The 25,227-nt window shown below is 66.6% G+C and carries 21 protein-coding genes and 1 riboswitch; of the genes, 17 read left to right on the plus strand and 4 right to left on the minus strand.

The window, feature by feature from the left end:
• The first annotated feature begins 157 nt into the window (after positions 1–157).
• Positions 158–1,876 (plus strand): gamma-glutamyltransferase, encoded by a 1,719-nt coding sequence (ggt, locus tag NJD74_RS00350; RefSeq protein ID WP_319623452.1) that lies wholly within the window; start codon positions 158–160, stop codon positions 1,874–1,876.
• Between the two features lie 251 nt (positions 1,877–2,127).
• Here ggt and NJD74_RS00355 read toward each other — a convergent pair whose 3' ends face one another.
• Positions 2,128–3,696, minus strand: coding sequence for a BCCT family transporter (locus NJD74_RS00355; RefSeq protein ID WP_019183813.1), 1,569 nt, complete (start codon positions 3,694–3,696; stop codon positions 2,128–2,130).
• A 287-nt stretch (positions 3,697–3,983) separates the two neighbouring features.
• Positions 3,984–4,085, plus strand: a riboswitch (TPP riboswitch).
• Positions 4,086–4,198: 113 nt separating this feature from the next.
• Here NJD74_RS00355 and thiC point away from each other — a divergent pair.
• From thiC to NJD74_RS00385, 6 genes are all read left to right on the plus strand, one after another.
• Positions 4,199–6,076 carry a phosphomethylpyrimidine synthase ThiC gene (gene thiC / locus NJD74_RS00360; RefSeq protein ID WP_019183814.1) on the plus strand — a complete coding sequence of 626 codons (1,878 nt, stop codon included), beginning with the start codon at positions 4,199–4,201 and terminating at the stop codon, positions 6,074–6,076.
• 97 nt (positions 6,077–6,173) lie between these two features.
• A complete protein-coding gene (locus tag NJD74_RS00365; protein WP_019183815.1) occupies positions 6,174–6,851 on the plus strand; it encodes an ion channel in 678 nt (225 codons plus the stop codon).
• 251 nt (positions 6,852–7,102) lie between these two features.
• Positions 7,103–9,442, plus strand: a complete 2,340-nt coding sequence (locus NJD74_RS00370; RefSeq protein ID WP_319623614.1) for a winged helix-turn-helix domain-containing protein — start codon at positions 7,103–7,105, stop codon at positions 9,440–9,442.
• 113 nt (positions 9,443–9,555) lie between these two features.
• Positions 9,556–10,437, plus strand: coding sequence for a helix-turn-helix transcriptional regulator (locus NJD74_RS00375; protein ID WP_019183817.1), 882 nt, complete (start codon positions 9,556–9,558; stop codon positions 10,435–10,437).
• Positions 10,438–10,506: 69 nt separating this feature from the next.
• Complete coding sequence (locus tag NJD74_RS00380) at positions 10,507–13,365, plus strand: TonB-dependent receptor (protein WP_319623453.1); 2,859 nt, start codon at positions 10,507–10,509, stop codon at positions 13,363–13,365.
• 178 nt (positions 13,366–13,543) lie between these two features.
• Complete coding sequence (locus tag NJD74_RS00385) at positions 13,544–13,744, plus strand: hypothetical protein (protein ID WP_254427770.1); 201 nt, start codon at positions 13,544–13,546, stop codon at positions 13,742–13,744.
• Positions 13,745–13,800: 56 nt separating this feature from the next.
• On the opposite strand, the gene NJD74_RS00390 is transcribed toward NJD74_RS00385, so the two are convergent.
• Both NJD74_RS00390 and ppa read right to left on the minus strand, forming a co-directional pair.
• Positions 13,801–14,919 carry an HDOD domain-containing protein gene (locus NJD74_RS00390; protein WP_019183820.1) on the minus strand — a complete coding sequence of 373 codons (1,119 nt, stop codon included), beginning with the start codon at positions 14,917–14,919 and terminating at the stop codon, positions 13,801–13,803.
• 153 nt (positions 14,920–15,072) lie between these two features.
• Positions 15,073–15,609 carry an inorganic diphosphatase gene (gene ppa / locus NJD74_RS00395; RefSeq protein ID WP_019183821.1) on the minus strand — a complete coding sequence of 179 codons (537 nt, stop codon included), beginning with the start codon at positions 15,607–15,609 and terminating at the stop codon, positions 15,073–15,075.
• Between the two features lie 226 nt (positions 15,610–15,835).
• Between ppa and NJD74_RS00400 the strand changes: the two genes are divergently transcribed.
• The 5 genes from NJD74_RS00400 to NJD74_RS00420 all read left to right on the plus strand — a co-directional run bounded on the left by NJD74_RS00400 (position 15,836) and on the right by NJD74_RS00420 (position 21,634).
• A complete protein-coding gene (locus NJD74_RS00400) occupies positions 15,836–16,369 on the plus strand; it encodes a hypothetical protein (RefSeq protein WP_237740305.1) in 534 nt (177 codons plus the stop codon).
• Positions 16,366–16,842, plus strand: coding sequence for a hypothetical protein (locus NJD74_RS00405; RefSeq protein ID WP_070473583.1), 477 nt, complete (start codon positions 16,366–16,368; stop codon positions 16,840–16,842). The genes NJD74_RS00400 and NJD74_RS00405 overlap by 4 nt, the downstream gene beginning before the upstream one ends.
• 104 nt (positions 16,843–16,946) lie before the next feature.
• Positions 16,947–17,447: a sigma-70 family RNA polymerase sigma factor gene (locus tag NJD74_RS00410; protein ID WP_070473580.1), complete on the plus strand. Its 501-nt coding sequence runs from the start codon at positions 16,947–16,949 to the stop codon at positions 17,445–17,447.
• 134 nt (positions 17,448–17,581) lie between these two features.
• A complete protein-coding gene (locus NJD74_RS00415) occupies positions 17,582–18,526 on the plus strand; it encodes a FecR domain-containing protein (RefSeq protein WP_070473578.1) in 945 nt (314 codons plus the stop codon).
• 192 nt (positions 18,527–18,718) lie between these two features.
• Entirely contained in the window at positions 18,719–21,634 is a 2,916-nt protein-coding gene (locus tag NJD74_RS00420) for a TonB-dependent receptor (RefSeq protein WP_319623454.1), read from the plus strand.
• Positions 21,635–21,727: 93 nt separating this feature from the next.
• Here the strand turns inward: NJD74_RS00420 and NJD74_RS00425 are convergent, their stop codons facing one another.
• Positions 21,728–21,985, minus strand: coding sequence for a DUF2789 domain-containing protein (locus NJD74_RS00425; protein WP_019183827.1), 258 nt, complete (start codon positions 21,983–21,985; stop codon positions 21,728–21,730).
• Between the two features lie 165 nt (positions 21,986–22,150).
• Between NJD74_RS00425 and NJD74_RS00430 the strand changes: the two genes are divergently transcribed.
• The 5 genes from NJD74_RS00430 to NJD74_RS00450 all read left to right on the plus strand — a co-directional run bounded on the left by NJD74_RS00430 (position 22,151) and on the right by NJD74_RS00450 (position 25,186).
• On the plus strand, positions 22,151–22,738 hold the full coding sequence (locus tag NJD74_RS00430) for a biliverdin-producing heme oxygenase (protein ID WP_102788202.1): 588 nt from the start codon (positions 22,151–22,153) through the stop codon (positions 22,736–22,738).
• A 49-nt stretch (positions 22,739–22,787) separates the two neighbouring features.
• Complete coding sequence (locus tag NJD74_RS00435) at positions 22,788–23,180, plus strand: YbaN family protein (protein WP_046274323.1); 393 nt, start codon at positions 22,788–22,790, stop codon at positions 23,178–23,180.
• Between the two features lie 114 nt (positions 23,181–23,294).
• Positions 23,295–24,026 carry a tonB-system energizer ExbB gene (gene exbB / locus NJD74_RS00440; protein WP_083298821.1) on the plus strand — a complete coding sequence of 244 codons (732 nt, stop codon included), beginning with the start codon at positions 23,295–23,297 and terminating at the stop codon, positions 24,024–24,026.
• Between the two features lie 9 nt (positions 24,027–24,035).
• On the plus strand, positions 24,036–24,461 hold the full coding sequence (exbD, locus tag NJD74_RS00445; RefSeq protein WP_070473572.1) for a TonB system transport protein ExbD: 426 nt from the start codon (positions 24,036–24,038) through the stop codon (positions 24,459–24,461).
• Positions 24,458–25,186 (plus strand): energy transducer TonB, encoded by a 729-nt coding sequence (locus NJD74_RS00450; RefSeq protein ID WP_070473570.1) that lies wholly within the window; start codon positions 24,458–24,460, stop codon positions 25,184–25,186. Before exbD ends, NJD74_RS00450 begins: the two co-directional genes overlap by 4 nt.
• Positions 25,187–25,227: the final 41 nt, after the last annotated feature.

Here is a 25,227-nt window from a genome sequence, read left to right on the forward strand (position 1 = left end):
TGAAAGCGTTCCGGTGAACCGGAATTCAGTATTTTGGCGCTGCCGATTGCGCGGATCCGGGGCCGATTTCCACCCCGGTACATGACCATTGTGGGATGTCATCACAGGCCATCTGCCGCCACCATCGATGTCGCTACCACCCTTCAGGAATTCCCCCGTGTCCCCACGCCTCGCCTGCGGCCTGCTCGCCGCCGCCCTGCTGTCCACGCTGCCCGCCGCGGCGATCGCCGCAGACCGGATCACCGGCCATACCTTTGCCACCCGCTCGGAGGTGATCGCCCCGCACGCGATGGCCGCCACCTCCCAGCCCCTGGCCACGCAGATCGCCCTGGACGTGATGAAGTCCGGTGGCTCGGCCGTGGATGCCGCGATCGCCGCCAACGCTGCCCTCGGCCTGATGGAGCCGACCGGCAATGGCGTGGGTGGCGACCTGTTCGCGATCGTCTGGGACCCCAACACCGAGAAGCTGTATGGCTACAACGGCTCGGGGCGCTCGCCCAAGTCGCTGACCCTGGCCGAGTTCCAGCGGCGCGGCCTGAAGGAAATCCCCGCCACCGGCCCGCTGCCGGTCTCGGTGCCCGGCGCGGTGGACGGCTGGTTCGCCCTGCATGACCGTTTCGGCCGCAAGCCGATGGCCGACAACCTGGCCCCGGCGATCCACTACGCCCGCGAAGGCCACCCGGTCGCCGAGGTCATCGCCTACTACTGGGACCGCTCGGTGCCGCGACTGTCCAGGTACCCTGGCTTCACCGAGCAGTTCACGATCAACGGCCATGCCCCGCGCAAGGGCGAGATGTGGAAGAACCCGAACCTGGCCCACACCCTTGAGCAGATCGCCCAGGGCGGGCGCGATGCCTTCTACAAGGGCGACATCGCCCGCACCATCGGCACCTACTTCAAGGCCAACGGCGGCTACCTGAGCTATGACGACATGGCGAGCCACCACGGCGAGTGGGTGGAGCCGGTCAGCAGCAACTACCGCGGCTATGACGTGTGGGAGCTGCCCCCGAACAGCCAGGGCATCGCGGCGCTGCAGATCCTCAATGTGCTCGAAGGCTACGACTTCTCCAGGATTCCCTTTGGCTCACCCGAACACGTGCACCTGTTCGTGGAGGCCAAGAAGCTGGCCTTCGCCGACCGCGCGCGCTTCTACACCGACCCGGCGTTCCATCCGGCCCCGGTCGACCGGCTGATCTCCAAGGGCTACGCCGCCGAGCGCCGCAAGCTGATCTCGATGGACAAGGCGCTGAGCGAAGTGCAGCCGGGCACGCCCAAGCAGCTGCGGGAAGGCGACACGATCTACATGACCGTGGCCGATGCCGACGGCATGATGGTCTCGCTGATCCAGTCCAACTACCGCGGCATGGGCAGCGGCATGGCGCCTCCGGGCCTGGGATTCATCCTGCAGGACCGTGGCGAGATGTTCGTGCTGCAGAAGGATCACCCGAACGGCTATGCGCCGGGCAAGCGTCCGTTCCAGACCATTATCCCGGGCTTCGTCACCAAGGACGGCAAGCCGTGGATGAGCTTCGGCGTGATGGGGGGCGCGATGCAGCCGCAGGGCCATGCCCAGATCGTGATGAACATGGTCGATTTCGGAATGAATCTGCAGGAAGCCGGGGATGCGCCGCGCATCCAGCACGAGGGCTCGACCGAGCCGACCGGGCAGGCCACCGCGATGAGCGACGGTGGCGAAGTCAACCTGGAAACCGGCTTCCCGTACGAAACAGTGCGCGCGTTGATGCGCAAGGGCCACCGGGTGGTGTTCGCGGATGGTCCCTACGGTGGGTACCAGGCGATCCTGCGTGATCCGGAGACCGGGGTGTACTACGGCGCGTCGGAAAGCCGCAAGGATGGGCAGGCGGCGGGGTACTGATTCCCTCGTGCTTCGTAGCGCCGACCGTTGGTCGGCACTAGCGCAGAGCAGAGCGTAGAGCAGGACGCTTTGGGGCTGCGGGGGGGGCGGTGCGCATGGCAAAAGCGAACACGGCCGAAGCGGTAGAGCCACGCCATGCGTGGCTCCTCTCACTCAGCGATGACCCGATGCATCAGGTCATCGCTGCAACCCCCCCCCGTCCCGCCCCGCCCACCGATAGTCCGGAAGGCGGGATGCTTCAAGCGTTCAGCTCAAGGCGCCCGAGCCGCCTCATCGCGTGTTTCTTCCTGCGCCGCGATTTCCCGCTCGATCCACTCATCCATCAACCGCCGCGCGCGCTGTGCACGGCGCCGCTGCAGCGCATGCTCCATGTCCAGCACCCGGTACAACGACCACATCACCGCCAACATCAACAACGCAAACGGCAGTGCCGCGATCGTGATCATCCCCTGCAGCGCATTAAGGCCACCGGCCAGCAGCAGCACGCCCGCGATCAACGCAATCGCCACGCCCCACACCATCCGGCGCGCCAGCGGCGGATCACCGGATTCCTCGGTCGACATCGTCGCTAGCACGAGCACCGCCGAATCGGCCGAGGTCACGAAGAAGATCATCAACAGCACCAGCGCGATCGCCGACAACACCATCGGCATCGGCAGGCTGTCGAACATCGTGAACAGCACCGTCTCGTAGCCGTTGCCCAGCGCCTGGGCCAGGTCCACGTGGCCGAAGATCTGCGACCACAGCGCGGTGCCGCCGAATACCGAGAACCACAGGAAGCCCAGCACGCTCGGTGCGATCACCACGCCCAGCACGAACTCGCGGATGCTGCGCCCACGCGAGACGCGGGCGATGAACGAGCCCACGAACGGCGCCCACGCGATCCACCAGGCCCAGTAGAAGATCGTCCAGTCCGCCACCCAGGTGCTGCCCGAGAACGGCGACATGCGCAGGCTCATGGTGACCAGCGAATTGAGGTAGGAGCCGATCGTGGTGGTGAACGTATCGAAGATGAAACCGGTGGGCCCCAGCACCATCACCAGCGCCAGCAGTACCGCTGCCAGACCCAGGTTGAAGTTGGAGAGCCACTTGATGCCACGGTTGACGCCGCTGGTGGTGGAGGCCATGTACAGCACGAACGCCACCGCGATGATGGTCAGCTGCACCGGCACCGAGGCCTGGATGCCGAACACGCGCTCGAGACCGGCGGCGATCTGGATCGTGCCGAAGCCCAGCGTCGTTGCCACACCGATCGCCGTGGCGACCACTGCAGCGACGTTGACGACAGTGCCCATCCAGCCCCGGTGATGCGCACCGATGATCGGCTGCAGCAGATCACTGATCAGCCCGCGGCCGTTGCGGTTGAACTGGAACCACGCCATCGCCAGGCCGATCAGGGCGTAGATCGCCCAGGGATGCAGGCCCCAGTGGAAGAACGCATAGCGCATCGATGCGCGCGCCGCCTCCATGCTTTGCGGGGCCAACCCTTCCGGTGGCTTCACGAAATGCGAGATCGGCTCGGCCGCGCCCCAGAACACCAGGCCGATGCCCATGCCGGCCGCGAACAGCATCGACATCCAGCTCGCGTTGGAGAAGTCGGGTTCGGCATCTTCGCCGCCGATGCGCAGTGAACCGAAGCGGCCGAAGGCCAGGTACATCAGGAACGACAGGGTGATGAACACCACCAGCAGGTACAGCCAGCCGGTACTGCGGATGATGGTAGACAGGCCGCTCTGGACGACCTCGTTGAAGGGGCCCGGCGCGAGGCCGGCGATCAGCACCAGCAGTGCGACCAGTGCGATGGAAATGCGGAACACCATGCAGGCGTGTCTCCGATCAGTAGGGGCGAGCCGAGGCTTGCAATCTCCAGCGGCACGGCGGCAACGACTGGGGCGGATCAAGCCGGTCGAGGCCGGTCAGTACGGACGTCAATGGCGTCGAACAATGCGCAATGCGCGCGTGATCGGGACGCTACCGCCGATCGCACCGCATACCGCGCTGCAGCATGGTAGTGCATCGGATGTCGGCACGCTGTTCACACCCAGGGCCAAGCAGCTTGGTTGGTCTGCCCCAGCGCGCCGAGGGTCATCGCTTTGTGCTCTAATTCGCCCCGAAGCGGGGGTACCGCGGCCCAGTGGCCAAGGTTGAGACAGTCCCTTCGAACCTGATCCGGTTGATACCGGCGTAGGGAAGCTTCGCAATTGCTGATGCACTGCGCCGTAGGGCTGCCCCGCCCAAAGACCGCCCGTGTTGCGTCTGCCGTGCGCCGCCGCTTCGTCCGTTCCGCCCATTCCCGGGCGGGACCCGATCCAGGACGACGTCATGAACGCAGCGCTTTCCTCCCTGCAGCAGCAGGCCCAGCAATTGTCCGAATCGGTCACCCGCCCGATTCCCGGCTCACGCAAGATCCATGTGCCCGGCTCACGCAGCGACCTGCAGGTGCCCATGCGCGAGATCGTGCTGACCCGCACGCCGACCCTGTTTGGTGGGGAAGAGAACGCGCCGGTCACCGTGTATGACACGTCCGGCCCGTATACCGATCCGAATGCACGGATCGACCTCTCCGTGGGGCTGCCGCCGTTGCGTGCCGGCTGGGTGGCCGAGCGGGGCGATACCGATGTGCTCGACGGCCTGAGCTCGGCGTTTGGCCGCTCCCGCGAAACCGATGCGCGCCTGGATGCGGTGCGCTTCCCGTCGCGGCTGCAGCCACGGCGCGCGCGGGCCGGTGCCAACGTCACCCAGATGCACTACGCACGCCGCGGCATCATCACCCCGGAAATGGAATTCGTCGCCATCCGCGAAAACCAGCGTCTCGAGGCCATCGTCGATGCCGCGCTGCTCAGGCAGCATCCCGGCGAAGCCTTCGGCGCGTCCATCCCGGCGCGCATCACACCGGAATTTGTCCGCGATGAAATCGCCCGCGGCCGTGCGGTGCTGCCCAACAACATCAACCACCCGGAAAGCGAACCGATGATCATCGGCCGCAACTTCCTCACCAAGATCAACGCCAACATCGGCAACAGCGCGGTTTCCTCGGGCATCGCCGAGGAAGTGGAAAAGCTGGTCTGGGCGATCCGCTGGGGCGGTGACACCGTGATGGACCTGTCCACCGGCAAGCACATCCACGAGACCCGCGAATGGATCCTGCGCAACTCGCCGGTGGCCATTGGCACCGTGCCGATCTACCAGGCACTGGAAAAGGTCGATGGCCGCGCGGAGGAACTCACCTGGGACATCTTCCGCGACACGCTGATCGAGCAGGCCGAGCAGGGCGTGGATTACTTCACCATCCATGCCGGTGTGCTGCTGCGCTATGTGCCGTTGACCGCCGGGCGCGTGACCGGGATCGTCTCGCGGGGCGGCTCGATCATGGCCAAATGGTGCCTGGCGCATCACAAGGAGAACTTCCTCTACACGCACTTCGAGGACATCTGCGAGATCATGAAGGCCTACGACGTGACCTTCTCGCTGGGTGACGGCCTGCGCCCGGGCTGTATCGCCGATGCCAACGATGCCGCGCAGTTCGGCGAGCTGGAGACGCTGGGCGAGCTGACGAAGATCGCGTGGAAGCACGACGTGCAGACCATGATCGAAGGCCCCGGCCACGTGCCGATGCAGCTGATCAAGGAAAACATGGACAAGCAGCTGCGTGAGTGCGGTGAGGCGCCGTTCTACACACTCGGCCCGCTGACCACCGATATCGCCCCGGGCTACGACCACATCACCAGTGCGATCGGCGCGGCCATGATCGGCTGGTACGGCACGGCGATGCTCTGTTACGTCACGCCCAAAGAGCACCTGGGGCTGCCCAATCGCCAGGACGTGCGCGACGGCATCATGGCCTACCGCATCGCCGCGCACGCCTCGGACCTGGCCAAGGGCCACCCCGGCGCGCAGGTGCGTGACAACGCGCTGAGCAAGGCACGCTTCGAATTCCGCTGGGAAGACCAGTTCCATCTCGGGCTGGATCCGGAGAAAGCCAAGGAGTTCCACGACGAAACGCTGCCCAAGGACGCGCACAAGCTGGCCCACTTCTGCTCGATGTGTGGCCCGCACTTCTGCTCGATGAAAATCACCCAGGACGTGCGTGACTATGCAGCGGGGCAGGGCCTGGATGAGCGCACGGCGCTGGAGGCCGGCATGGCCGAAAAGTCCGCACAGTTCCGCGATCTGGGCGCAGAGGTGTATCGGCAGGAGTGACGCATCGGCCGGGGCGGGCACGCCGTCCCGGCCATCATCCGGCGCGCGCACGATTCCGGCTAAGCTCGGCGCGACCAGGCAGGGGTGGGGGACCACAATGGCGATAGCACGCAGCACCAAATGGCTGGCCATCGCGCGCCGGCATCCCTCGGCCTGGTTATTGGCCGTGCAGCTGCTGGGCGTGCTGCTTTACCCCGCGATGGACGAGGCCGGCGCCAGCCGCGCGCTGTTCGGCGCGTTCGGCATCGCCGTGCTCGGCCTGGCGCTGTGGGTGGTGCGGCGCAGTCCGCTTGGAATGTGGGTGGCGCTGGTGCTGGCGATTCCCTCGGTGGTGTTCTCCATTGCAGGCGCCCTGCTGGAGCGCCCGGCACTGGTCACCACCGCACAGCTGCTGGAATGCCTGCTGTATTTCTATACGGCCGGCAGCCTGATCGCCTACATGCTGCAGGACCACAAGGTGACCCGTGACGAACTGTTCGCTGCGGGCGCCACGTTCACGCTTTTGGCCTGGGCCTTCGCCTTCGCGTTCGCGGTCTGCCAGCAGTGGTACCCGGGCAGTTTCGTGGCAACCAGCGAGAGCGAATTGAGGACCTGGATGGAGCTGCTTTATCTCAGCTTCAGCTTGTTGTCCGGGGTGGGGTTGAGCGACGTCGTGCCGATCCATTCCCAAGCGCGCGCATTGGTAATGCTGGAGCAGTTTTCAGGCGTGATGTACGTCGCCCTGGTGGTCTCGCGGCTCGTCGGGCTGACCATGCTGGCGCGTGCACGAAACTGAATCCAGGATAAAAAATTCGCGCCAGAAGGCGCGAATGGTGATGCGATTTATGTGAATTCATCGGCGAGAGAGAGCCTGTCGTCACCCGCGCGCATAGGCGTGGTTAACCGGCATAGGCTAGTATTCGCGCGCCTTGGTGTTTTTGCGGTTTGCGCCGATGGCGTGTGCGGAATCTGGCGGTTCGTCCGGTTGTATCGATTGTGACGATCGCGTGAGTTCCAGTGGTTTTTTTGCATTTCCACGTGTTCTGGATGATCAGCAACGACAGTGAGCGCCCCTCCGCCGATGTGATTCGAATCGGCGACTTCATCGTCACTTTCTCCTCGCGGGAAGTGATGAGCGAAGGCATGCGTCGCCCACGTCGGCTCACACCCAAGGCGCTGGGCGTGCTCAGGATGCTGCTGCGATCGCCGGGCGCCGTCGTGACCCGGGATGAACTGTTCGCGGAGGTCTGGCCGGATACCCTGCCGACCAACGACGTGCTGACCCAGGCGGTGACCCAGCTGCGCAAGGCGTTCGCCAGCGATGATGACGCGGCCTCGCCCTATATCGAAACCATCGCCAAGACCGGTTACCGGCTTCTGGTGGCCGTCAGCGTGGTCGAGGATGCCGCGCCTGCACTGCTGATCGAGCCTGACCTCCAGCAGCCGGCCGCAAGCGTGCTCACCGTGGCTGAAGTGCCTGCGGCATTGCCGCCGGTGCTGACCGAGCTGGACCCGATCAAACGCCGTCGGCGTCGCCTGCGTCGCTATGCGGTGGTGGCGGTCGGCATGGCGATGCTGGTGGCGCTGCTGGTGATGGCAGGAATGCTGATGCAGCGCGATCCGCCCGCCTCGGCGGTGGACGCGGCGGTGGAAGATGGCACGCGGGTGATCGGCAGCCCGCAGCGGCCTTACCGGCTGATCACCGCAACGGCAGGGTTCGAGACGTATCCCACATTGTCCCCGGATGGATCGCAGATCGCCTATGAGGCCGATGTGCCCAGCCGCCCGGGCAGCGTCATCAAAGTGCAGACCTCCGGCAATACGCCTGCCCGCCTGTTGGTCGAGCCCCCCAAGGGAATGTCCGACCGGTTCCCGAGCTGGTCGCCCGACGGTCGTGAGATTGCGTTCGCCCGGTTCGGCCCTGCCGAGAGTTGCGAAGTGCTGATCGCCAGTGCGACCGGCGGCGCAGTGCGCCATGTCACCCGGTGCGACGGTACCGAACTGCTCAGCTTCGATTGGACGCCCGATGGGCGGGGTCTGGTGTTCGGCTCGCTGTCCGGCCGGTATGCGCAGCGCGGTATCCGCACCCTGGATATCGCCAGCGGACGATGGCAGTCGCTTGATTACGATCTCGGCCGTGACAACTTCGAATACGCGCCACGCTATTCGCCGGACGGTCGCTGGATCGTGTTCGTCCGCAATCCCCAGATCGGCGATCTGTGGCGGATGCCTGCCGAAGGGGGCACCCCGGAGCAGCTGACCGACGATTCAGCGGAGATCCGTGGCTGGGCCTGGCGCAGCGACAGCCGCCACCTCGTGTTCGGCCGCCGCGTCGACAGCGAATCGCGCCTGTATGAACTGGATACTGATACCCGCGTGCTGCGCGATGTCGGCCTGGACGATGCGCAGTCGCCGACCGTTTCGCGCACCGGCGACATGCTCGCCTTCGTGCACCGCCGCCCGCAGTTCGGCCTGTTCCGGGTTCCGGTGGCGGCCGGGGGACTGGGCGCACCGGAGCGCTTGTTCCCCTCCAGTGGACGCGATGCGCAGCCGATGGTGTCGCCGGATGGCCAGCAGATCGTGTTTTCGTCGGACCGTTCGGGCAGCTACGCGCTGTGGTGGGCCGACATGCAGCGGCCGGAGTCGCTGCGTCCGATCGAAGGGCTGCGGCCTGAGGCACGCCAGTCCTCCGACTGGTCGCACGACGGTAAACGCGTGCTGGTGCTGGGCCGCGATGAACATGCCAACCCCGGCATCTATGAGGTGTCTCCGCGCGATGAGCAGACCGTGCGCCTGCCCGTGCCGGTACGGCAGCCGCTGCAGGCGCTGTACGGCAGGGATGGGCAGCAGCTGCTGGTGGTGGAGCGCGACCGTGACGAACGCATGCGCTTGTCCCTGTTCGATCGCAGCGTGACGCCATGGCGCCTGCTCGGCAGCATCGAGGGGGTCTCGCAGGCACGCTATGACATCGCCGGCGAACGTGTGCTGTTCACCCGCCTCTCGGCCGGGGGGCTGTGGCAGGCCGATGCCGCCCTGACGCCGGGCAGCATCCGCCAGATCAGTGAAGACCGGCCCACGCGCTGGCGCTATCGCACCTGGACCGTATCGGCGCAGGGCAGCATCGACTACCTGTCCAACCGTGCCGATTGCGCGACCGTATTCACGCGCATCGCACAGCCGGTCGCCGACCAGGAGCACTGCCTGGACGCGGAGCGGCTGAGTGCCAGCAATGGATTCAGCGCGGGCCCGGGCGGCGAGGCGCTGTACTTGGCCCTGGCCGTGGCCGATGGCACGGACATTGGCGTGATGTCGCTTCCCGAGCGCGTCCCGTCGCTGTTCCCCGGCTTCGTCAAGTCCATGATTTTCAAGACGAAAGACCCTTCGTAAGTTCTTCGTAAGGTTCTCGCCTCGAATTCGGATCAATCTCGCCAGGACTTCCTGAGGCAGTGGCCTGATTTGGCAACACTGCAGGCCAGCAAAGGCAAACTCACGGTGTCGTCATGCGTCAGCTCTCCCTGGCCGATCGCGGTCAAGCGCTCTCTCTGGACAAGGTCGTCGACGACGGTCCCCTGCCAACCTGCCTGGGCGTGGCCCGCCTGGGCAGCCTGCAGAGCCCTGGCACGACCTTCACGGTGTGGATCCAGCTGCGCGGCAGCGCATGGGTGGAATCCAAAGAGGGGCGCTTCCGGCTGCGCCAACGTGAGTGGATCGCCTTCGAGAAGGAATCCCGCCCGATGGTCCAGGCCGGTCGCGATGGCCTGTGCATCGGCCTGAGCCTGGCCCCGGACGCACTGCGCGCGCTGGGTGAGCTTACCGACTGCAGCCTCTACGCCGGCCGCGGCAGCATGAGCCGCAGCGATGCCCGTGTCGCGCTGCGCCTGTGGCGTGATGTGCTGGCCAGCGGCCACCCGACCCAGGCGCTGCGCCCGGTGCTGTTGCACCTTGCGGCCCTGCAGCAGGGCATGGCGACCGGCGTGCAGCGTTGCCCGGGCCGCTCCCGCAGCCGCAAGCGCCAGGTGTTTGGACGCATGCAGCGCGCGCGCCTGTACCTGGAGGGCAACAGCCACCGGGTGGTGCGCATCGGTGAGCTGGCCGAGCTGACCAACTTCTCCAGCTGGTACCTGTCCAAGACGTTCCAGAGCCTGTATGCCGAGAGTCCGCAATCGCTGTCCGCGCGCCTGCGCCTGGAGCGGGCCGCCGATCTGCTGCGCGATACGGACATGATGGTGGGCGAAGTGGCGGCCGCCAGCGGATTTGACAACTGCTGCAGCTTCGCACGGGCGTTTCGGGCCCGCTTCGGGTTGTCTGCGTCACGCTATCGTGAGGCCGGTGCGAATCTCTCGCCAGATTCGGCAAAGTCTTCGGTTGTCTCCCGCAAATAATTCACTGCAACGCAATCGTAACTTTCCGAGGCGTTTTTAACACGCTACTAACGTACCTCGGAGAGATAAATGAATTTTCGTACTCCCGCAGTGCGGCTGGGCCTTCTGCCCGCCGGCATTGCGCTTGCCCTGACGCCGGCCTTTGTTTCGGCTCAGGAAGCAAGCGGCACGACCGACCTGGACCGCATCCAGGTCACCGGTTCGCGTATCCGTCAGGCCAGCACTGAAACCGCGCAGCCGGTGATCGCGCTGCAGCGCGCCGACATCGAGAAGCAGGGCTTCACCAGCGTCGCCGACATCGTGCAGAACCTGTCGGCCACCGGCTCGCCGGCGATCAGCCGCGCCGATGCGCTGTCCTCGGGCGAAGAAGTCGGCGGCCAGTACGTCGACCTGCGCAACCTCGGTCCGGAGCGCACCCTGGTGCTGCTCGACGGCAAGCGCATGGGCGTCAGCTCCGGCGGCTACACCGACCTGGCCTCGATCCCGACCTCGGTCGTGGAGCGCATCGAAGTGCTGACCGACGGCGCCTCGGCGATCTACGGTTCCGACGCGATCGCCGGCGTGGTGAACATCATCACCCGCAAGAATTTCGACGGCCTGGAAGCCAGCGTCTACAAGGGCCAGTACGGCCAGGGCGACGGCGACAAGACCACCTACAACTTCGTCTACGGCCAGACCGGCGATCGCGGTTCGATCACCCTTGGCGCCGAGTACAGCGAAGAAGAGCCGGTTCTGGCCAAGAACCGTCGCTACAGCGCCTCTGCCAACGGCTATCGTCATCCGGTTCCGACCGACGACGACACCAACGGCTGGAGCGCGATCACCGAAAAGGGCGTGCTGGTTACGGATGATGGCAACTACGTCCTGAACCCGGGCGGCGCCTCGAACAACTTCGGCGACTACCACGAGCTGGGCAACGCCGATCTGTCCAACCCGTCGCAGCAGATGTACCTGTCGACCGGCATCAAGCGTCGTTCGGTCTTCTCCAACGGTCAGTTCGACTTCACCGACAACATCCGCGGTACCGCCAGCGTCCTGTACACCGAACGCGAAGCGCTGCAGCAGATCGCCGGCTACCCGTACCGTTCGGCTGCCTACGACACCCAGATGTCCGGCGACAGCGTCTTCAACCCGCTCGATACCGACGTTGATTTCATGCGTCGTACGTGGGAAGTGCCGCGCCAGACCAAGTCCGAGCTCAACACCTTCCGCTTCAGCGGTGGTCTGGAAGGCTCGTTCGAGTTCGCCGACAAGTACTTCGACTGGGATGTGGGCTACGTCTACAACCGCAACAAGGGCGTCAAGACCGGCACCGGCAACCTGTTCATTCCGAACGTGAAGAATGCCGTGGGCCCGTCGTACCTGGATGCCAACGGTATCGCCCAGTGCGGTACCGCCGCTGCGCCGATCGCCGGCTGCACCCCGTGGAACCCGCTGCTGCCGTACGGCTCCACCGCGGACGGTTCGCTGTCCAACCCGGACCTGCAGAAGTACCTGTTCCTGCCGACCCACGATACCTCGCTGACCACCAGCAAGGTCTACAGCGCCAACCTGAGCGGCGCCATCGTGACCCTGCCGGCCGGTGACCTGTCCTTCGCGACCGGTTACGAGCACCGCGAAGAAGACGCCGAGTACAACCCGGATGCACTGCTGCAGTCGGGCCTGAGCACCGACCTGGCCGGTGCGCCGACCGCCGGTGGCTACAAGCTGGACGAGTTCTACCTGGAACTGAACGTGCCGATCCTCGCCGATCTGCCGTTCGCCAAGGAACTGTCGGTCGACATGGCCGGCCGTTACTCGGACTACAACACCTTCGGCGACACGGTGAACTCCAAGTTCGGCCTGAAGTGGAAGCCGATCGACGACCTGCTGGTCCGTGGCACCTATGCCACCGGCTTCCGTGCGCCGACCGTGGCCAACCTGTACGGTGGCACCTCGCAGAGCTTCGACAAGTACACCGACCCGTGCGACACCTTCTTCGGTGCTGCCGTGCGCAACCCCGACGTCGCTGCCCGTTGCGGCGGCGCCGTGCCGGCCAACTTCCGTCAGGAAGCGTCGGGTGGCATCGATGCCACCGGCCCGGGCGCACAGTCGAACTACCCGTACCTGTCCGGTTCCAATGACGGCCTGCTGCCGGAAACCTCCAAGACCTGGACCGTCGGCCTGGTGTACAGCCCGAACTTCGTGCAGGGCCTGGACGTCAGCCTGGACTGGTGGAAGATCCGCATCGACAACGTCATCGCGGCGGAGTCGGTCACCTCGATCCTCAACCAGTGCTACGTGCTGAACAACGCCAACGCCTGTGACCGTGTCACCCGTGACACCGATTCGGGCCAGGTCGTCGACGTGACCCGTACGCTGATCAACGGCGGCTACCAGGAAACCGCAGGTTACGACCTGGGTATCCGTTACCGTCTGCCGGAACTGTCCTTCGGCAACATCGTCATCGACTGGAAGACCACCTATGTGGACTACCTCGAGTACAAGCGCGACAACGAAGCTGAAACCGCCGTCGAGCAGCACACCGGCTGGGGCACGGGCGACTGGGGCGGCAACTTCCGCGTCCGTTCCAACCTGAACATCGATTGGAGCCTGGGCAACTTCGGCGTCAACTGGGGCATGCGTTACTACTCCGGTCTGAAGGAAGAGTGCGCCTACGATCGCGAAGGCGGTCCGGAGTGCAACAACCCGAGCTACTCCTCGGCCTACACGCTGGCGATCCCGGTGCGCAACACCGGCTCGAACACGTTCCATGACCTGCAGGTGCGTTACAACACCCCGTGGGATGCCACCATCTCGGCTGGCGCGAACAACGTGTTCAACCACGAAGGCCCGGTGATGTACAGCCAGCCGAACTCGAGCTTCTCCTACTACGGCGGCTTCGACATCGGTCGGTTCTACTACCTGAAGTACACCCAGCGCTTCTGATCCATCGAAGCAATGGCGTAAAAAAAGGAGGGCGGGCCGCAAGGTCCGCCCTCTTTGCGTTGTGGGGTAGGGAAAGTCTGAGTTTCAGCGAACGGTGATCCGCCTCACAATTCGAGCGGAAATGCAGTTGATACCGTCAATCGGTCCAATCGTGGACGATTGAGAGATCGATATGAAAATGACGCTCGCTCAGAAGATTTCCGCTGTACTGCTTGCCTCCCTGGCGACCGCGGCCAGTGCGTCGCCCGGCCTGATCATCTGCGGGGGAGGGCGCTACTGCGAAGACGTCCGCATCGAATGCCTCGCCGACGGTGGCTCGGCCGCCATGTGCGAGCGCCTGTGGCGCTTGTGCGTGCTGGACGCCTGTCCGCAGCGCTGAAACGACGATGGCGCGCCACGGGGCGCGCCATCCTTCAAGCATGCTCCGCCCCACACTCAGGCGTCGCTGGCCACCAGCCCCATCAGTGCGTTGGCGTGATCGCGCCACTGCGGGAGCTTGTTGAGCACGCCGGCCCGCTGCAGATACTCCTCGTCGACCGGGTCACCGTTGATCAGCGCCAGGGCCACGTGGACCGCACCGGTCACCCAGAAGCTGCGGGTGGTGGAGCGATGCGGCTGCAGGTGGAACGCCACGGCTTCGATGATCGGCATCGGCAGGCCCCACAGCCCCAGCAGGTAGGCGCCCGCCTCGGCATGGCCGGGGCGATTGTCGGCCGCGTCTTCGGGCGTGCGCTCGTTGCGCACGCCCGGCAGCAGCAGGCCGATGTCGGCCAGCAGGGCCGCGGTGGCGCCCAGTTCGGCGCTGGAATCAGGCAGCAGTTTGGCGGCCAGGCGCGAGGCCAGCAGTGCGCGCTGCTGCAGCGAGTTGCGCTCGGCACCGGACAGCGGTTGGGCCGAGAACACTTCGCTGGCCAGCACCAGGTCGCGCAGGGTCGACAGTCCCAGTCGGGTCACGGCGGTGCGCAGGTCGGAAATGATCCGGCCGCTGTTGAAGAACGCCGAGTTGGACAACTGCAGCACCTTCGCCGCGATGGCCGGGTCGGCCGCGACCAGCTTGGCCACGTCGGCGGTATTGGTGTCGTCGTCGTGTTCCAGCGCCTGGGTGAGGGACAGATACAGGTGCGGTGGCGAGGGCAGCTTCTCGATCCGGCCGATGGCACTGCGCAGGCGTGCGCTGTCGAGCAGTTCGCGCAGCTCTTCCAGGCTGGTCAGCGCTTCGAGCAGCACTTCCGGGGCCAGCGGCATCGGCAGGAAGCGGTGGGCGACACCGATCAGGCGCGCCGGCGGCGGGCGGTTGCCGTGCTCGGCATCCACCAGTGCGATTCGGATGGTCTCAGGGCGCAGCGTGCGGATCTGGCCGAGCAGCGTGGTGGCGTTGAGATCGGGCAACTGCGGGCACACGATCACCGCATCCACCGGCGAGCCGGCAACGATGCCCATGGCGCTCTGGCCATCGGCAGCGGTCAGCGGTTGCCACTCTTCCCCAAGATCGGCAATGAATTCCAACAGCTCAGCCGACAGGCTGGCTTCGTCCCCAACAAGCAGAATGCGCACGACACGGTCCCCTGGCTGACCACGGTGAAACGCACCGTGGACGGTGTGAAGAGACGCAATGTACCCAATCCGGCACGAATAGTGATGTGCCGCATTGGAAAAACGTGATGCACATCGCTCCGGCAGGCGGTGCCGGAGCGATGCCGGTCAATCTCAGGCGATGTTGCCGAGGTAGCGCTGGTGCGCTTCGACCAGGATCTTCTTGGCTTCGGCGGCGCCGCCCCAGCCATCGAGCTTGACCCACTTGCCCTTTTCCAGGTCCTTGTAATGCTCGAAGAAGTGGCCGATGCGCTCCAGCCAGTGGCTGGACACCTGCTCGATGTCTTCCACGTGGGCATAGCCACTGAAGACCTTGGAGATCGGCACGGCCAGGATCTTTTCGTCGCTGCCGGCCTCATCGCTCATCTTGAGCACGCCGACCGGACGGCAACGCACCACCGAGCCCGGGACCAGCGGCAGCGGCAGCACCACCAGCACGTCGGCCGGATCGCCGTCGCCACACAGGGTGCTCGGCACGTAGCCGTAGTTGCACGGGTAGCGCATCGGGGTGGAGAGGATGCGGTCGACGAAGATCGCGCCGGTTTCCTTGTCCACTTCGTACTTCACCGGCTCGGAATCCTTCGGGATCTCGATGATGACGTTGATTTCTTCCGGCGGGTTCTTGCCCGGCGAAACGAGTTCCAGACCCATGGGTGTGCTCCAGCTGAGAGGGGGTAGGGCGCAAAGTCCGCCATTTTATGCCTTTGCCGGCCAACGTGCAGCGGCCTGGCCGCCGGGGCGCCGAATCGGTCCGCCAGGCAGGGAAGAATCGCCACACAGCGGCGCCTTCCATCCCGACGCGGCGCTGGGTTGAGGCCTGATGGCCGGGCCCGGCGCCGCTGGCGATCATGGCGTGGAACCCACTCCGAGCCTGGCGATGCCCAAGATGACCCCGATGGCCGGCCTTTCGATGGCGGCGGCACTCTGCCTGGTGGCCCCGGCCGCCGCGGCCCATGCCTCGTCCAGACCGTACGTGGACCTGGTCGACTTTCCCTACAAGGAGGCGAACTGGGACCGTTTCTACGCCCTCGAGGGCCACTTGATGCGGGAGTTTCATGACCTGTGCGGCGTCACCTATTGCCAGGGTGTCTATGCCAACCATGTCCTGCTGCAGTTCCGCTGTTCGGTGCACGCGGCCACGGGCACCGTGACGGAATGCGCGCTGGTCATTGCGGCCGGCAACCTGGAGGTGGACGCCGCCACCGGCAAGGTCATGCCCGACAACCGTACCTGGGCGTGCGCCGTGCCACTGGCCCCACATACGCCTGTGGAGGCCCTGCATGCCGCCCTGGGACGTCGTGACGCGTTGATCCTGCCGCTGCCGGGTACCGGACGGTCGGTCCATGACGCGCTTCTCGGCTGCCTCGGCGAAGGCGGTTCGCTTGCCGCGTCCCACAGGAGACACCCATGAACCGCTTCCTCGCGAGCGTCGCGCTTGTACTTGCAGCCGCCAGCTTCCCGGCAGGGGGCACCACTGCGCAGACCTTCATCGATGCGCGCAGCTATCCGACGCCGGCCGCCGGGTGGGAGCGCTTCCTCGCGCTGGAAACGCGACTGGTCCGCGGCTTCGATGAGGTCTGCGGCGATACCTTCTGCGAAGGGGAGTATCACAACCTGCAGTCACTGCGTTTCCGCTGTTCGGTCAACGCCGCCGATGGCGGCGTGGAGGAGTGCGTATGGACGTTTACCGGCAGCACCGCGCGGGTAGATGGATCGACCGGGAGGATCATCGTCGATGCGCGCAGCTGGGCCTGCCCCGTCCCGCTGGCCGCCAGGACGCCCCTGCCGATACTGCTTCAGGCCTTGGAACAGGACGATCCACTGCACGTGCGGCTGCCCGGCACCACGACCAATCTCTACAAAGGGTTGACCGGATGCCTGTGACCGGCATGAGGCTTGGCCAAACGTGACTCATTCTCATTTGCGGAGTAACATGCCGCGCCTTACGGGTTGCCGTCTCCCTGCGGTCCCGCTTTGTGCACTGGCCCATGTCCTCCAACGCCACCACTCTCACCGAGCTGTTGATACGCGAACGCCCGGCGCTGCTGCGCCTGGTGCAGCGCATTCTGGGCAGTGATGGCGGCGCGGAGGATGTGATCCAGTCAATCTGGTTCAAGGCCCGGGGTGTCGACGGCGGCCAGCCGATCAGCAACCCCCGGGCGTACCTGTATCGGCTGGCGGCGAATCTGGCCACCGACCACGGCCGTGAGCGCACGCGACGCACGCGCCTGTTGGCCGAGCATTACCTGTGGGGGCCGGACGAGGTGCTCTCTACCGAAGAGCAGGCGATGGCGCAGGACGACCTGCAGCGCGTGCTGGCGGCGGCCGAACATCTTCCCGAGCCGACCCGCACGATCTTCCGCCTCAACCGCCTGCAGGGCATGACCCAGGTCGAGGTCGCCAAGCGCCAGGGCGTGTCGGTGACGACCGTCGAAAACCACGTGCGCAGCGCCTTGCAGCGCCTGGCCTGGGCGCGCAGCGGGCGCTGAGCGGCACGCATCCGGGCTTGGGGAAGCCCGTTTCCCATCCGTCTTGATCATAATGCCGACCCTTCCGGCCTCTTCTTCGTCCGCGCGCGCGTGCGCACCCACTGCCAGCCATGAGCCCGCACGAACAGCCTCCGATGTCCCGACCCTTGCCACCGTCCGACCCTGCTGCCGTCCAGGCCCGCGCCTGGATTGCCTGGCTCGCCTCCGGTGCGGTCGAGCCCGGGCAGATGCAGGCCTTCGAGCAGTGGCTGGCCGAGCCGGACAACCGGCGCACCTTCGAATACGAACGCCAGCTGTGGCGCAGTCTCGGGCCGCAACCGGCCCCGGCGGTGGTGGCCCGCCGGCCGCCGCGCCGCCTGCGCTGGCCCGCCGTTGGCGCGGCCACGGCCGCCTTGGTGGCGTTGGCCTGGGTGGCGCCGGAAGCCTGGTTGCGGCTGCAGGCCGATCACCGCAGCGGCACGGCCATCCACTCCGTGGTGCTTCCCGATGGCAGCCGCGCCGTGCTTGATGCCGACAGCGCCATCGCCATCCGCTACGACGGGCAGGTGCGGCGCATCGCGCTGCTGCGCGGCCAAGCGTGGTTCCAGGTGACACCCGACGCGGCGCGCCCATTCCAGGTGGATGCGCAGGGCGGGGTGATCGAGGACATTTCCACGGCGTTCGCGGTCGCACGCGAAGGCGACCACGTGGACACCGTCGTGGCGCAGGGCCGGGTCCGGGTCGCAGCGGCCGATCGGGGTGGCTGGACCTATCTGGACGCGGGCCAGCGTGCGCGCTTCGCAGCGGGTGGGCGGGTCACACGGCAGGAAGACGTCGCGCTGGACAGGATCGCGGCCTGGCGTGAGGGCGAACTGCTGCTCGACGCAACCGGGGTGGAAGAGGCGGTGCGGCGCATCGCGCGCTATCGGTCCGGGCCCACCTTCGTGCGCGGGGATCTGGCCAGTCTGCCCGCGATCAATGCGGCCTTCCGCATCGACCGGCCGGAGCAGGCCCTGGACGCCCTGGCGGTCAGCGCCGGGTTGAGCGTGACCCGCCTGCCGATGGGCGTGGCGATCGTGGCACCGGCCACCCACCCGTAGCGCGGCGGGCCTGCTGCGGAGGCGGCGTGGCGTGCGTCCAGTCGGGGGGCGGCGCATTGGTCTTGGGGCAGCGACCTGTTCGTTCGTCTTACCCGGCATAACGTACCCGCCGCCGCCACGTACGTCCGCTGCATCCGCACCTGCGTGCGGATGACCCGCCTCCGCGGCACTGATCTTTCGACAGGTTTTTTCATGCGTACTTCCACCCGCGCGGGGCATCGCCTGCGCCCGTCACGTCTCTGCATCGCCCTGCTCAGCGCCGGCCTGGCCGCCGCGCCGGCACTGCCGGCCCTGGCCCAGTCCAGCCCGGCCTCCGCTGCGGCCACGCTGCGTTTCGACATTCCCGCCCAGCCGCTGGCCGACGCGCTGCGCACCTACATGCGGCAATCCGGTGTCCAGGTCGCCTATCCGGCAGCACTGGCCGAAGGGCTGACCTCCACGGCGGTGGCCGGGCAGATGGATGCACCGTCGGCCTTGCTGCGCCTGCTGCAGGGCAGTGGGTTGAACATGCGCCAGGTCGGGCCGGAAGCAGTAACGCTGGAGCGCGCACGGGTGGCCGGCAACGACGACGGCCTGATCGTCACCGATGCGCTCAGCGTGGCAGGTGATCGCATCGAGGGCGGCAGCGACGCCGAGCGCGCGCTGGACGTGTACCGCACCGCCGGTTCCAGCGCCTACATCGACCGCACCACCATCGAGCGCTTTCGCGGCACCTCCACCTCGGACATCGTCAAGGGCGTGGCCGGTGTGACCGCCGGCGATCCGCGCACCGCCAACGCGCTGGACGTGAACATCCGCGGCATCCAGGGCCAGAGCCGCATTCCGGTGATCATCGACGGCGGGCAGTCGACCATGGATACCTACCGGGGTTACGCAGGCCAGTCGCAACGCACCTATCTGGATCCGGACCTGATCTCCAACATCACCATCACCAAGGGGCCGAGCCTGGGCGTCAACGCCTCCGGCGGCATCGGTGGCGTGGTCGAGATGGAAACCCTGAAGATCGAGGACGTGCTGCGTGAGGGCCGCGACGCCGGGCTGCGCGTGCGCACCGGCATGGCCAATGCCAGCGCCAACAACGTGCCCGCCTACGACGCCGCACCGCGCACCGACCGCAGCGCCCTGGGCAGCCAGTTCTTCAACATCGCCACCGCCAAGCATTGGGATCGTTTCGACCTGGTCGCCGCCTACGCATGGCGCGAGAACGGCAACTATTTCTCCGGCAAGCACGGCTACGACGACTTTCCACAGACCCGGCGCACGCTGGCGCCGTTGAATCCGCCGGATACCGAGGTGTTCAACACCTCCTCGCGCTCGGAGTCCTTCCTGCTCAAGGGCACTTGGCGCATCGACGATGACCAGACGCTGGAAGCGGGCTACCGCCGTTATGAAGGCACCGCCGGCGAGATCATGGCCTCGCAGATCATCCGCGTGGACCGCGACCGCGTGCCGCAGTGGGACCCGGGCCATGTCGACATGGATGCCTACAACCTGCGCTACCGCTTCAACCCGGACAACGAGCGGATCGATCTGAAGGCCAACCTCTGGTACACCGATGCCGACAGCCTGATGTACAACGGTCTGACCGGCATCACCCCGTGGTACTTCGATCGCCGTACCGAGTGGTACGACGGCCCCTCGTTCAACACCGACCCGGGCTACATGGATGCCTACCGCAATGAGCTGACCCAGACCCGGCTTGGTTTCGATGTGGGCAACACCACGCATCTGGACGGTCGCGCCGGATTGTTCACGCTGGACTACGGCCTGTCCTTCAGCGACGAGGACGTCGGCCCGGGCCCGCACTCGCCGGTCATGCACGACGACCTGGTCAACAACCGCTTCCTGCGCAACGCCGAGCGCAAGGAATACAGCGCGGTGGCCTCGGTCAAATGGCAGCCGGACGAGCATTGGGAAGTGGTGGTCGGTGGCCGCTACAACCGCGTCAACGTGCACGACCGCAATCGCCTGGCCACGCCGGAAACGTACGGGGTGATCGGTCAGTACCGCTACACCCAGCTGCTCGATGGCAACCCCAATCTGCCGGCATGGCGCGCCAAGCGCATCGCCATGCTCAACTGGTATCCGGATGCCAACGGCCAGTTCACCGAGGCCTCGCTGCTGGCATCACCGTATGAGAAGGGCACGGTGGCTGACATCACCGGCTGGAACTTCTACGACGCTGATGATGCCGAAGATCTGAGCGTGCCGGTCAGCTGGACCTGGTCGCAGCCGATCCGTCGGCGCGACAGCGCCTTCATGCCCAGCGCCAGCGTCGCCTACCGTTTCGACGAAGACACGATGGTGTACGTGAAGTACGCCGAGGGCGTGAAGCTGCCGAGCCTGTTCGAGACCACGCTGGGCCTGTTCACCGCGGCCAAGCCGACCGGTGAGCTCAAGCCGGAGCGGGCAGGGACCTGGGAGATCGGCGCGAGCACGGTGCGCCACAGCCTGTTCACCGAGGGCGACCAGGCCGGCTTCAAGCTGGCCTACTTCAACACGCGCATCGATGATCTGATCACCCGCGACTACCGCACCCTGTCGGCCGGGCTGATCCGCAACGTGGACCGCTTCAAGGTCTCCGGCGTGGAGTTCCAGTCCAGCTATGACAGCGGCATGGTGTTCGCCGATCTGTCCGCGCACTACTACATTCAGGCCAAGACCTGCGCGCCGGACATCGCCGCCGAGCGTCGTGCCTACGGCATCCAGCGGAAGATCGAGGAACTGAAGAACACGCCGGACTGCGTGGATGGTGGCTTTGAAGGGTCCTACAGCAACACCCAGAACCCGCCGCGCTACAACGTCAACCTGACCCTGGGCTCGCGCCTGTTCGACCAGCGCCTGAGCTTCGGCACCCGGGTGATCCACAACGCCGGCCCGATCAGCACGCTGGACAAGGAATGGAACGTGGGCCTGTCGGCGATCCAGCAGCTGTACCGCCCGGCGACCATCGTGGATCTGTTCGCCAGCTGGCAGGCCAGCGAGCAGTTCGCGGTCGACCTCAACGTGGACAACCTGACCGACCGCTACTATCTCGATCCGCTGGCGCTGGGCGTGATGCCCGCACCGGGCCGGACGGTGCGGCTGGCGCTGACCTACCGCTACTGATGCCCGGACACGACAGGGGCCGGCATGGCCGGCCCCTGTCGTGCATCCAGCCTGCCCATCCTTGGCCGGCCGGCATCAGATGCCCGTGATCGCTCAGCCGGCGTTGGCCTGCGCGGTCGCATCGGCGTGCAGGGCTTCGCTGAGCTCATCGACCACGATCGCCCACTCCGCATCCGAGCGCAGCTGCTCGGTCAGGAACTGGCGCTGCCCATCGTTCCAGTACGGCGCTTCGATCAGGCGGATATCGTTGGAGAGCTGGTGGTCGCGGATGAAGGCGGCGATCGCCTCCTCGCTGGCTTCCAGCCCGAGCTGCAGGAACAGATTGGTCATGCGCGGTTCGGTGGTGATCATCGTGTCATTCCAGTGGCAGGGCGTGGCCCGTATTATCGGGGCAAGGCCGTGACGGTGGCATGTGACGGACGCAACGCTCCCCACGCGACAATGGGCTTGGGGTTGCAGCCGTGACAGACGTCTTCAACAGAGAACCGCGCCCCACTTCCCCATCCAAGCAGTGCCATGATCGTCATCGATACTCCCCAAGCCACCCGCAGCCAACGCCTCAAGGCCGCCACCCGTGACAGCCACGGCGCGCTGGACAAGCGCATCATGGCCGGCGACATCTTCGCCAGCCGCGACCTGTTCGCGAAATTCGTGCGCGTGCAGTTCCGCTTTCACCGCGACATCGACGCGCTGTATGGCAACCCCGCGCTGGACGCGCTGCTGCCCGACCTGGACGAGCGCCGCCGGCTGCCGCTGATCGCCCGCGACCTGGCCGATCTGGAACAGACCCTGCCACTGCCGGCATCCGCCGGCCTGGATGGCGACCTGCCGCTGCCGGCCGCGCTCGGCTGGCTGTATGTGGCCGAAGGCTCCAACCTGGGGGGCACCGTGTTGTACAAGATGGCCGCCAGGCTCGGCCTGGACAGTGACTTCGGCGCGCGCCACCTGGCCGCACATCCCGATGGCGCGGCCCGCCATTGGCGCGCGTTCACCGCCGCGCTCGACGGCGTCGCGCTCACCCGGGCGCAGGAACAACAGGTGATCGATGCCGCCGATGCCGCTTTCCGCAGCGTGCACGGTCATGTCGAGGAAGAATTCGCATGAGCACCGCTCGGCACAGCTCCGCCGTGCCGGACCGCCACGGCCACCCGTGATGCGCTGGCTCTGGTTCGGCCTGGGCTGGATCATGGTGGCGCTGGGCGTCATCGGCGCCCTGCTGCCGGTGATGCCGACCACCATCTTCCTGATCCTGGCCGTCGGCTGCTTCGCGCGCAGCTCGCCGAAGTTCGAGCGTCGGCTGCTCGAGCATCCTCGTTACGGCCCACCGCTGCGCCTGTGGCGCGAGCAGGGCGCGATCAGCCGCAAGGGCAAGGCCTTTGCCGGCGCCGGCATGGCGTTCGGCTTCGTCATGTTCTGCTGGGGCGCGCATCCGTCCTGGCCGCTGCTGCTCGGCGTCGGCCTGTTCTTCGCCGCCAGCGCGGCCTATGTGCTGTCACGGCCCGCGCCGCGGCCATCGGCCACGCCGGATCGCCCGTCGGAGCGCTGAAGGTGCTGTCCGCCCCGCACTGATTCCGACCGCTTCGCCCCCCGATACTCCTCCGCCCTTTGCCTGCCTCCGGCCCTGTCACGCGCCGCGATGCCCTGACCGACGACTCCGCCCATGACCCTGCCCATCGCTCTTCCTGCCACCGTGGCGGCGCTGCCGCATGACCTGACTCCCTGGGGCATGTACCAGGCCGCCGATGGCGTGGTGCAGGCCGTGATGATCGGGCTGGCGCTCGCCTCGATCGCCACCTGGACCGTGCTGGTCGCCAAGACCTGGGAGCTGGCGCGGCAGCGCACGACGTTGCGCGCGGCCCGTGCGCTGCTGCTGCAGGCCGCGCACCTGCCGGCGCCGCAGACGCAGCCGTTGCTGGACGAGGGCGTCGCGCATGCGTTGATCGATGCCGCCCGTACCGAGCTGCGCCTCTCGCACGACGCGCATGATCCGGTCGGGATCAAGGACCGCGTCGCGTCGCGCCTGGAACGCATCGAACTGGCGCATGCGCGCCAGCTGCGCACCGGCGTAGGCCTGCTCGCCAGCATCGGCGCGATCGCGCCGTTCGTCGGCCTGTTCGGCACGGTCTGGGGAATCATGAACAGTTTCATCGGCATCGCCCATGCCAACACCACCAATCTTGCCGTCGTCGCGCCGGGTATCGCCGAGGCGCTGCTTGCCACCGCACTGGGCCTGGTAGCGGCGATTCCCGCCGTGGTGATCTACAACCACTTCACCCGCGTGCTGGCCGGTATCCGCGGCCTGCTGGGGGATCTGTCCGCGGGCGTGCAGCAACTGGTCTCGCGCGATCTGGACCGGCCTGGCAAGGCGCCGGCCGTGCACGACGCGCGCTGAGGACCGGCCATGCCCATCAAGACCGCCCGCCACGACGACGACGCGCTGGAAGAAAGCCACGAGATCAATGTCACGCCCTTCATCGACGTCATGCTGGTGCTGCTGATCATCTTCATGGTCGCCGCGCCGCTGGCCACCGTGGACACGCCGGTGGACCTGCCGGCCAGCACTGCGCAGCCGCAGCCACGTGATGGCGAACCGGTGTTCCTCTCGGTGCAGGCCGATCTGTCACTGAGCATCAACGACGTGCCGGTGGGCCGTGATGGCCTGAAAGCCACGCTGGAGCGGCTGACAGCCGGTGACCACGAGCAGCGCATCTACCTGCGCGCCGACCAGGCGGTGCCCTATGGCGATCTGATGCAGACCATGAATGCCCTGCGCACGGCGGGGTATCGCAGAATCGCGCTGGTCGGGCTGGAGCAGCGCCGCGAATGAGCCGCGACCCCGCCGCGACGCTGCGCTGGGTGGGCAGCCTGGCCCTCGTGTTGGCCGTGCATGGCGCGCTGATCGGCGGCGCGCTGTGGTGGCAGCAGCGTGCGCCGGTGCTGGCCAGCGACACGCCCGTGGAAGCGGTGATGGTGGAACTGGCGCCGGTGCCTGAGGCGCCATCCGCGCCACCGAAGGAGATGCCGCCCGGGCCGCTGCAGCACGAACAGCATCGGCCCGAGCCCACGCCGGTGCCGAAGATCGATCTGCCGCCGGCCGACACCCCGGACGCGCAGGACGTGCTGCGTCGCCAGACGCCGCGAGAAGAGGAGCCGACCGACCCGCACAACGTCGATCAGACGCTGGCACCGCCGGATGTCTCCGCACGCCCGTCCGAACGCTACGCTGCCACGCAGACCGTGGCCGGCCGCCAGGGCAACGCGGCGGTCACCTGGCAGGGGCTGCTGCTCGGCCATCTGGAACAGTACCGCCGCTATCCGCGCCAGGCCGAGCGCCTTCGCCAGCAGGGCGTGGCCTATGTGCGCTTCTCAGTGGACCGCCAGGGCAACGCCTCCAACATCCGGCTGGGCCAGAGCAGCGGTCATCCGCTGCTGGATGAGGAAACCCTGGCCACGGTGCGCCGCGGCAGCCCGCTGCCACCGCCGCCCGCCGAGGTGGCCGGTGATCCGGTGGAGGTGATGGTACCGGTGACGTTCTTCATCCGGCGGCGTTGAGGCGCGGCAGGAGAACACCCCTTGGGCGCGCTGGCCAACGA

The sequence above is a fragment of the Stenotrophomonas sp. RG-453 genome, assembly GCF_033843685.1.
Classification (GTDB): domain Bacteria; phylum Pseudomonadota; class Gammaproteobacteria; order Xanthomonadales; family Xanthomonadaceae; genus Stenotrophomonas; species Stenotrophomonas bentonitica_A.

What these genes read in the sequence shown, in the direction of transcription:
- NJD74_RS00355 (WP_019183813.1), bottom strand. Translation starts at nt 3,696, where the DNA reads ATGGTGTTCCGCATTTCCATCGCACTGGTCGCACTGCTGGTGCTGATC.
- thiC (WP_019183814.1), top strand. Translation starts at nt 4,199, where the DNA reads ATGAACGCAGCGCTTTCCTCCCTGCAGCAGCAGGCCCAGCAATTGTCC.
- NJD74_RS00365 (WP_019183815.1), top strand. Translation starts at nt 6,174, where the DNA reads ATGGCGATAGCACGCAGCACCAAATGGCTGGCCATCGCGCGCCGGCAT.
- NJD74_RS00370 (WP_319623614.1), top strand. Translation starts at nt 7,103, where the DNA reads ATGATCAGCAACGACAGTGAGCGCCCCTCCGCCGATGTGATTCGAATC.
- NJD74_RS00375 (WP_019183817.1), top strand. Translation starts at nt 9,556, where the DNA reads ATGCGTCAGCTCTCCCTGGCCGATCGCGGTCAAGCGCTCTCTCTGGAC.
- NJD74_RS00380 (WP_319623453.1), top strand. Translation starts at nt 10,507, where the DNA reads ATGAATTTTCGTACTCCCGCAGTGCGGCTGGGCCTTCTGCCCGCCGGC.
- NJD74_RS00385 (WP_254427770.1), top strand. Translation starts at nt 13,544, where the DNA reads ATGACGCTCGCTCAGAAGATTTCCGCTGTACTGCTTGCCTCCCTGGCG.
- ppa (WP_019183821.1), bottom strand. Translation starts at nt 15,609, where the DNA reads ATGGGTCTGGAACTCGTTTCGCCGGGCAAGAACCCGCCGGAAGAAATC.
- NJD74_RS00400 (WP_237740305.1), top strand. Translation starts at nt 15,836, where the DNA reads ATGCCCAAGATGACCCCGATGGCCGGCCTTTCGATGGCGGCGGCACTC.
- NJD74_RS00405 (WP_070473583.1), top strand. Translation starts at nt 16,366, where the DNA reads ATGAACCGCTTCCTCGCGAGCGTCGCGCTTGTACTTGCAGCCGCCAGC.
- NJD74_RS00410 (WP_070473580.1), top strand. Translation starts at nt 16,947, where the DNA reads ATGTCCTCCAACGCCACCACTCTCACCGAGCTGTTGATACGCGAACGC.
- NJD74_RS00415 (WP_070473578.1), top strand. Translation starts at nt 17,582, where the DNA reads ATGTCCCGACCCTTGCCACCGTCCGACCCTGCTGCCGTCCAGGCCCGC.
- NJD74_RS00420 (WP_319623454.1), top strand. Translation starts at nt 18,719, where the DNA reads ATGCGTACTTCCACCCGCGCGGGGCATCGCCTGCGCCCGTCACGTCTC.
- NJD74_RS00425 (WP_019183827.1), bottom strand. Translation starts at nt 21,985, where the DNA reads ATGATCACCACCGAACCGCGCATGACCAATCTGTTCCTGCAGCTCGGG.
- NJD74_RS00430 (WP_102788202.1), top strand. Translation starts at nt 22,151, where the DNA reads ATGATCGTCATCGATACTCCCCAAGCCACCCGCAGCCAACGCCTCAAG.
- NJD74_RS00435 (WP_046274323.1), top strand. Translation starts at nt 22,788, where the DNA reads ATGCGCTGGCTCTGGTTCGGCCTGGGCTGGATCATGGTGGCGCTGGGC.
- exbB (WP_083298821.1), top strand. Translation starts at nt 23,295, where the DNA reads ATGACCCTGCCCATCGCTCTTCCTGCCACCGTGGCGGCGCTGCCGCAT.
- exbD (WP_070473572.1), top strand. Translation starts at nt 24,036, where the DNA reads ATGCCCATCAAGACCGCCCGCCACGACGACGACGCGCTGGAAGAAAGC.
- NJD74_RS00450 (WP_070473570.1), top strand. Translation starts at nt 24,458, where the DNA reads ATGAGCCGCGACCCCGCCGCGACGCTGCGCTGGGTGGGCAGCCTGGCC.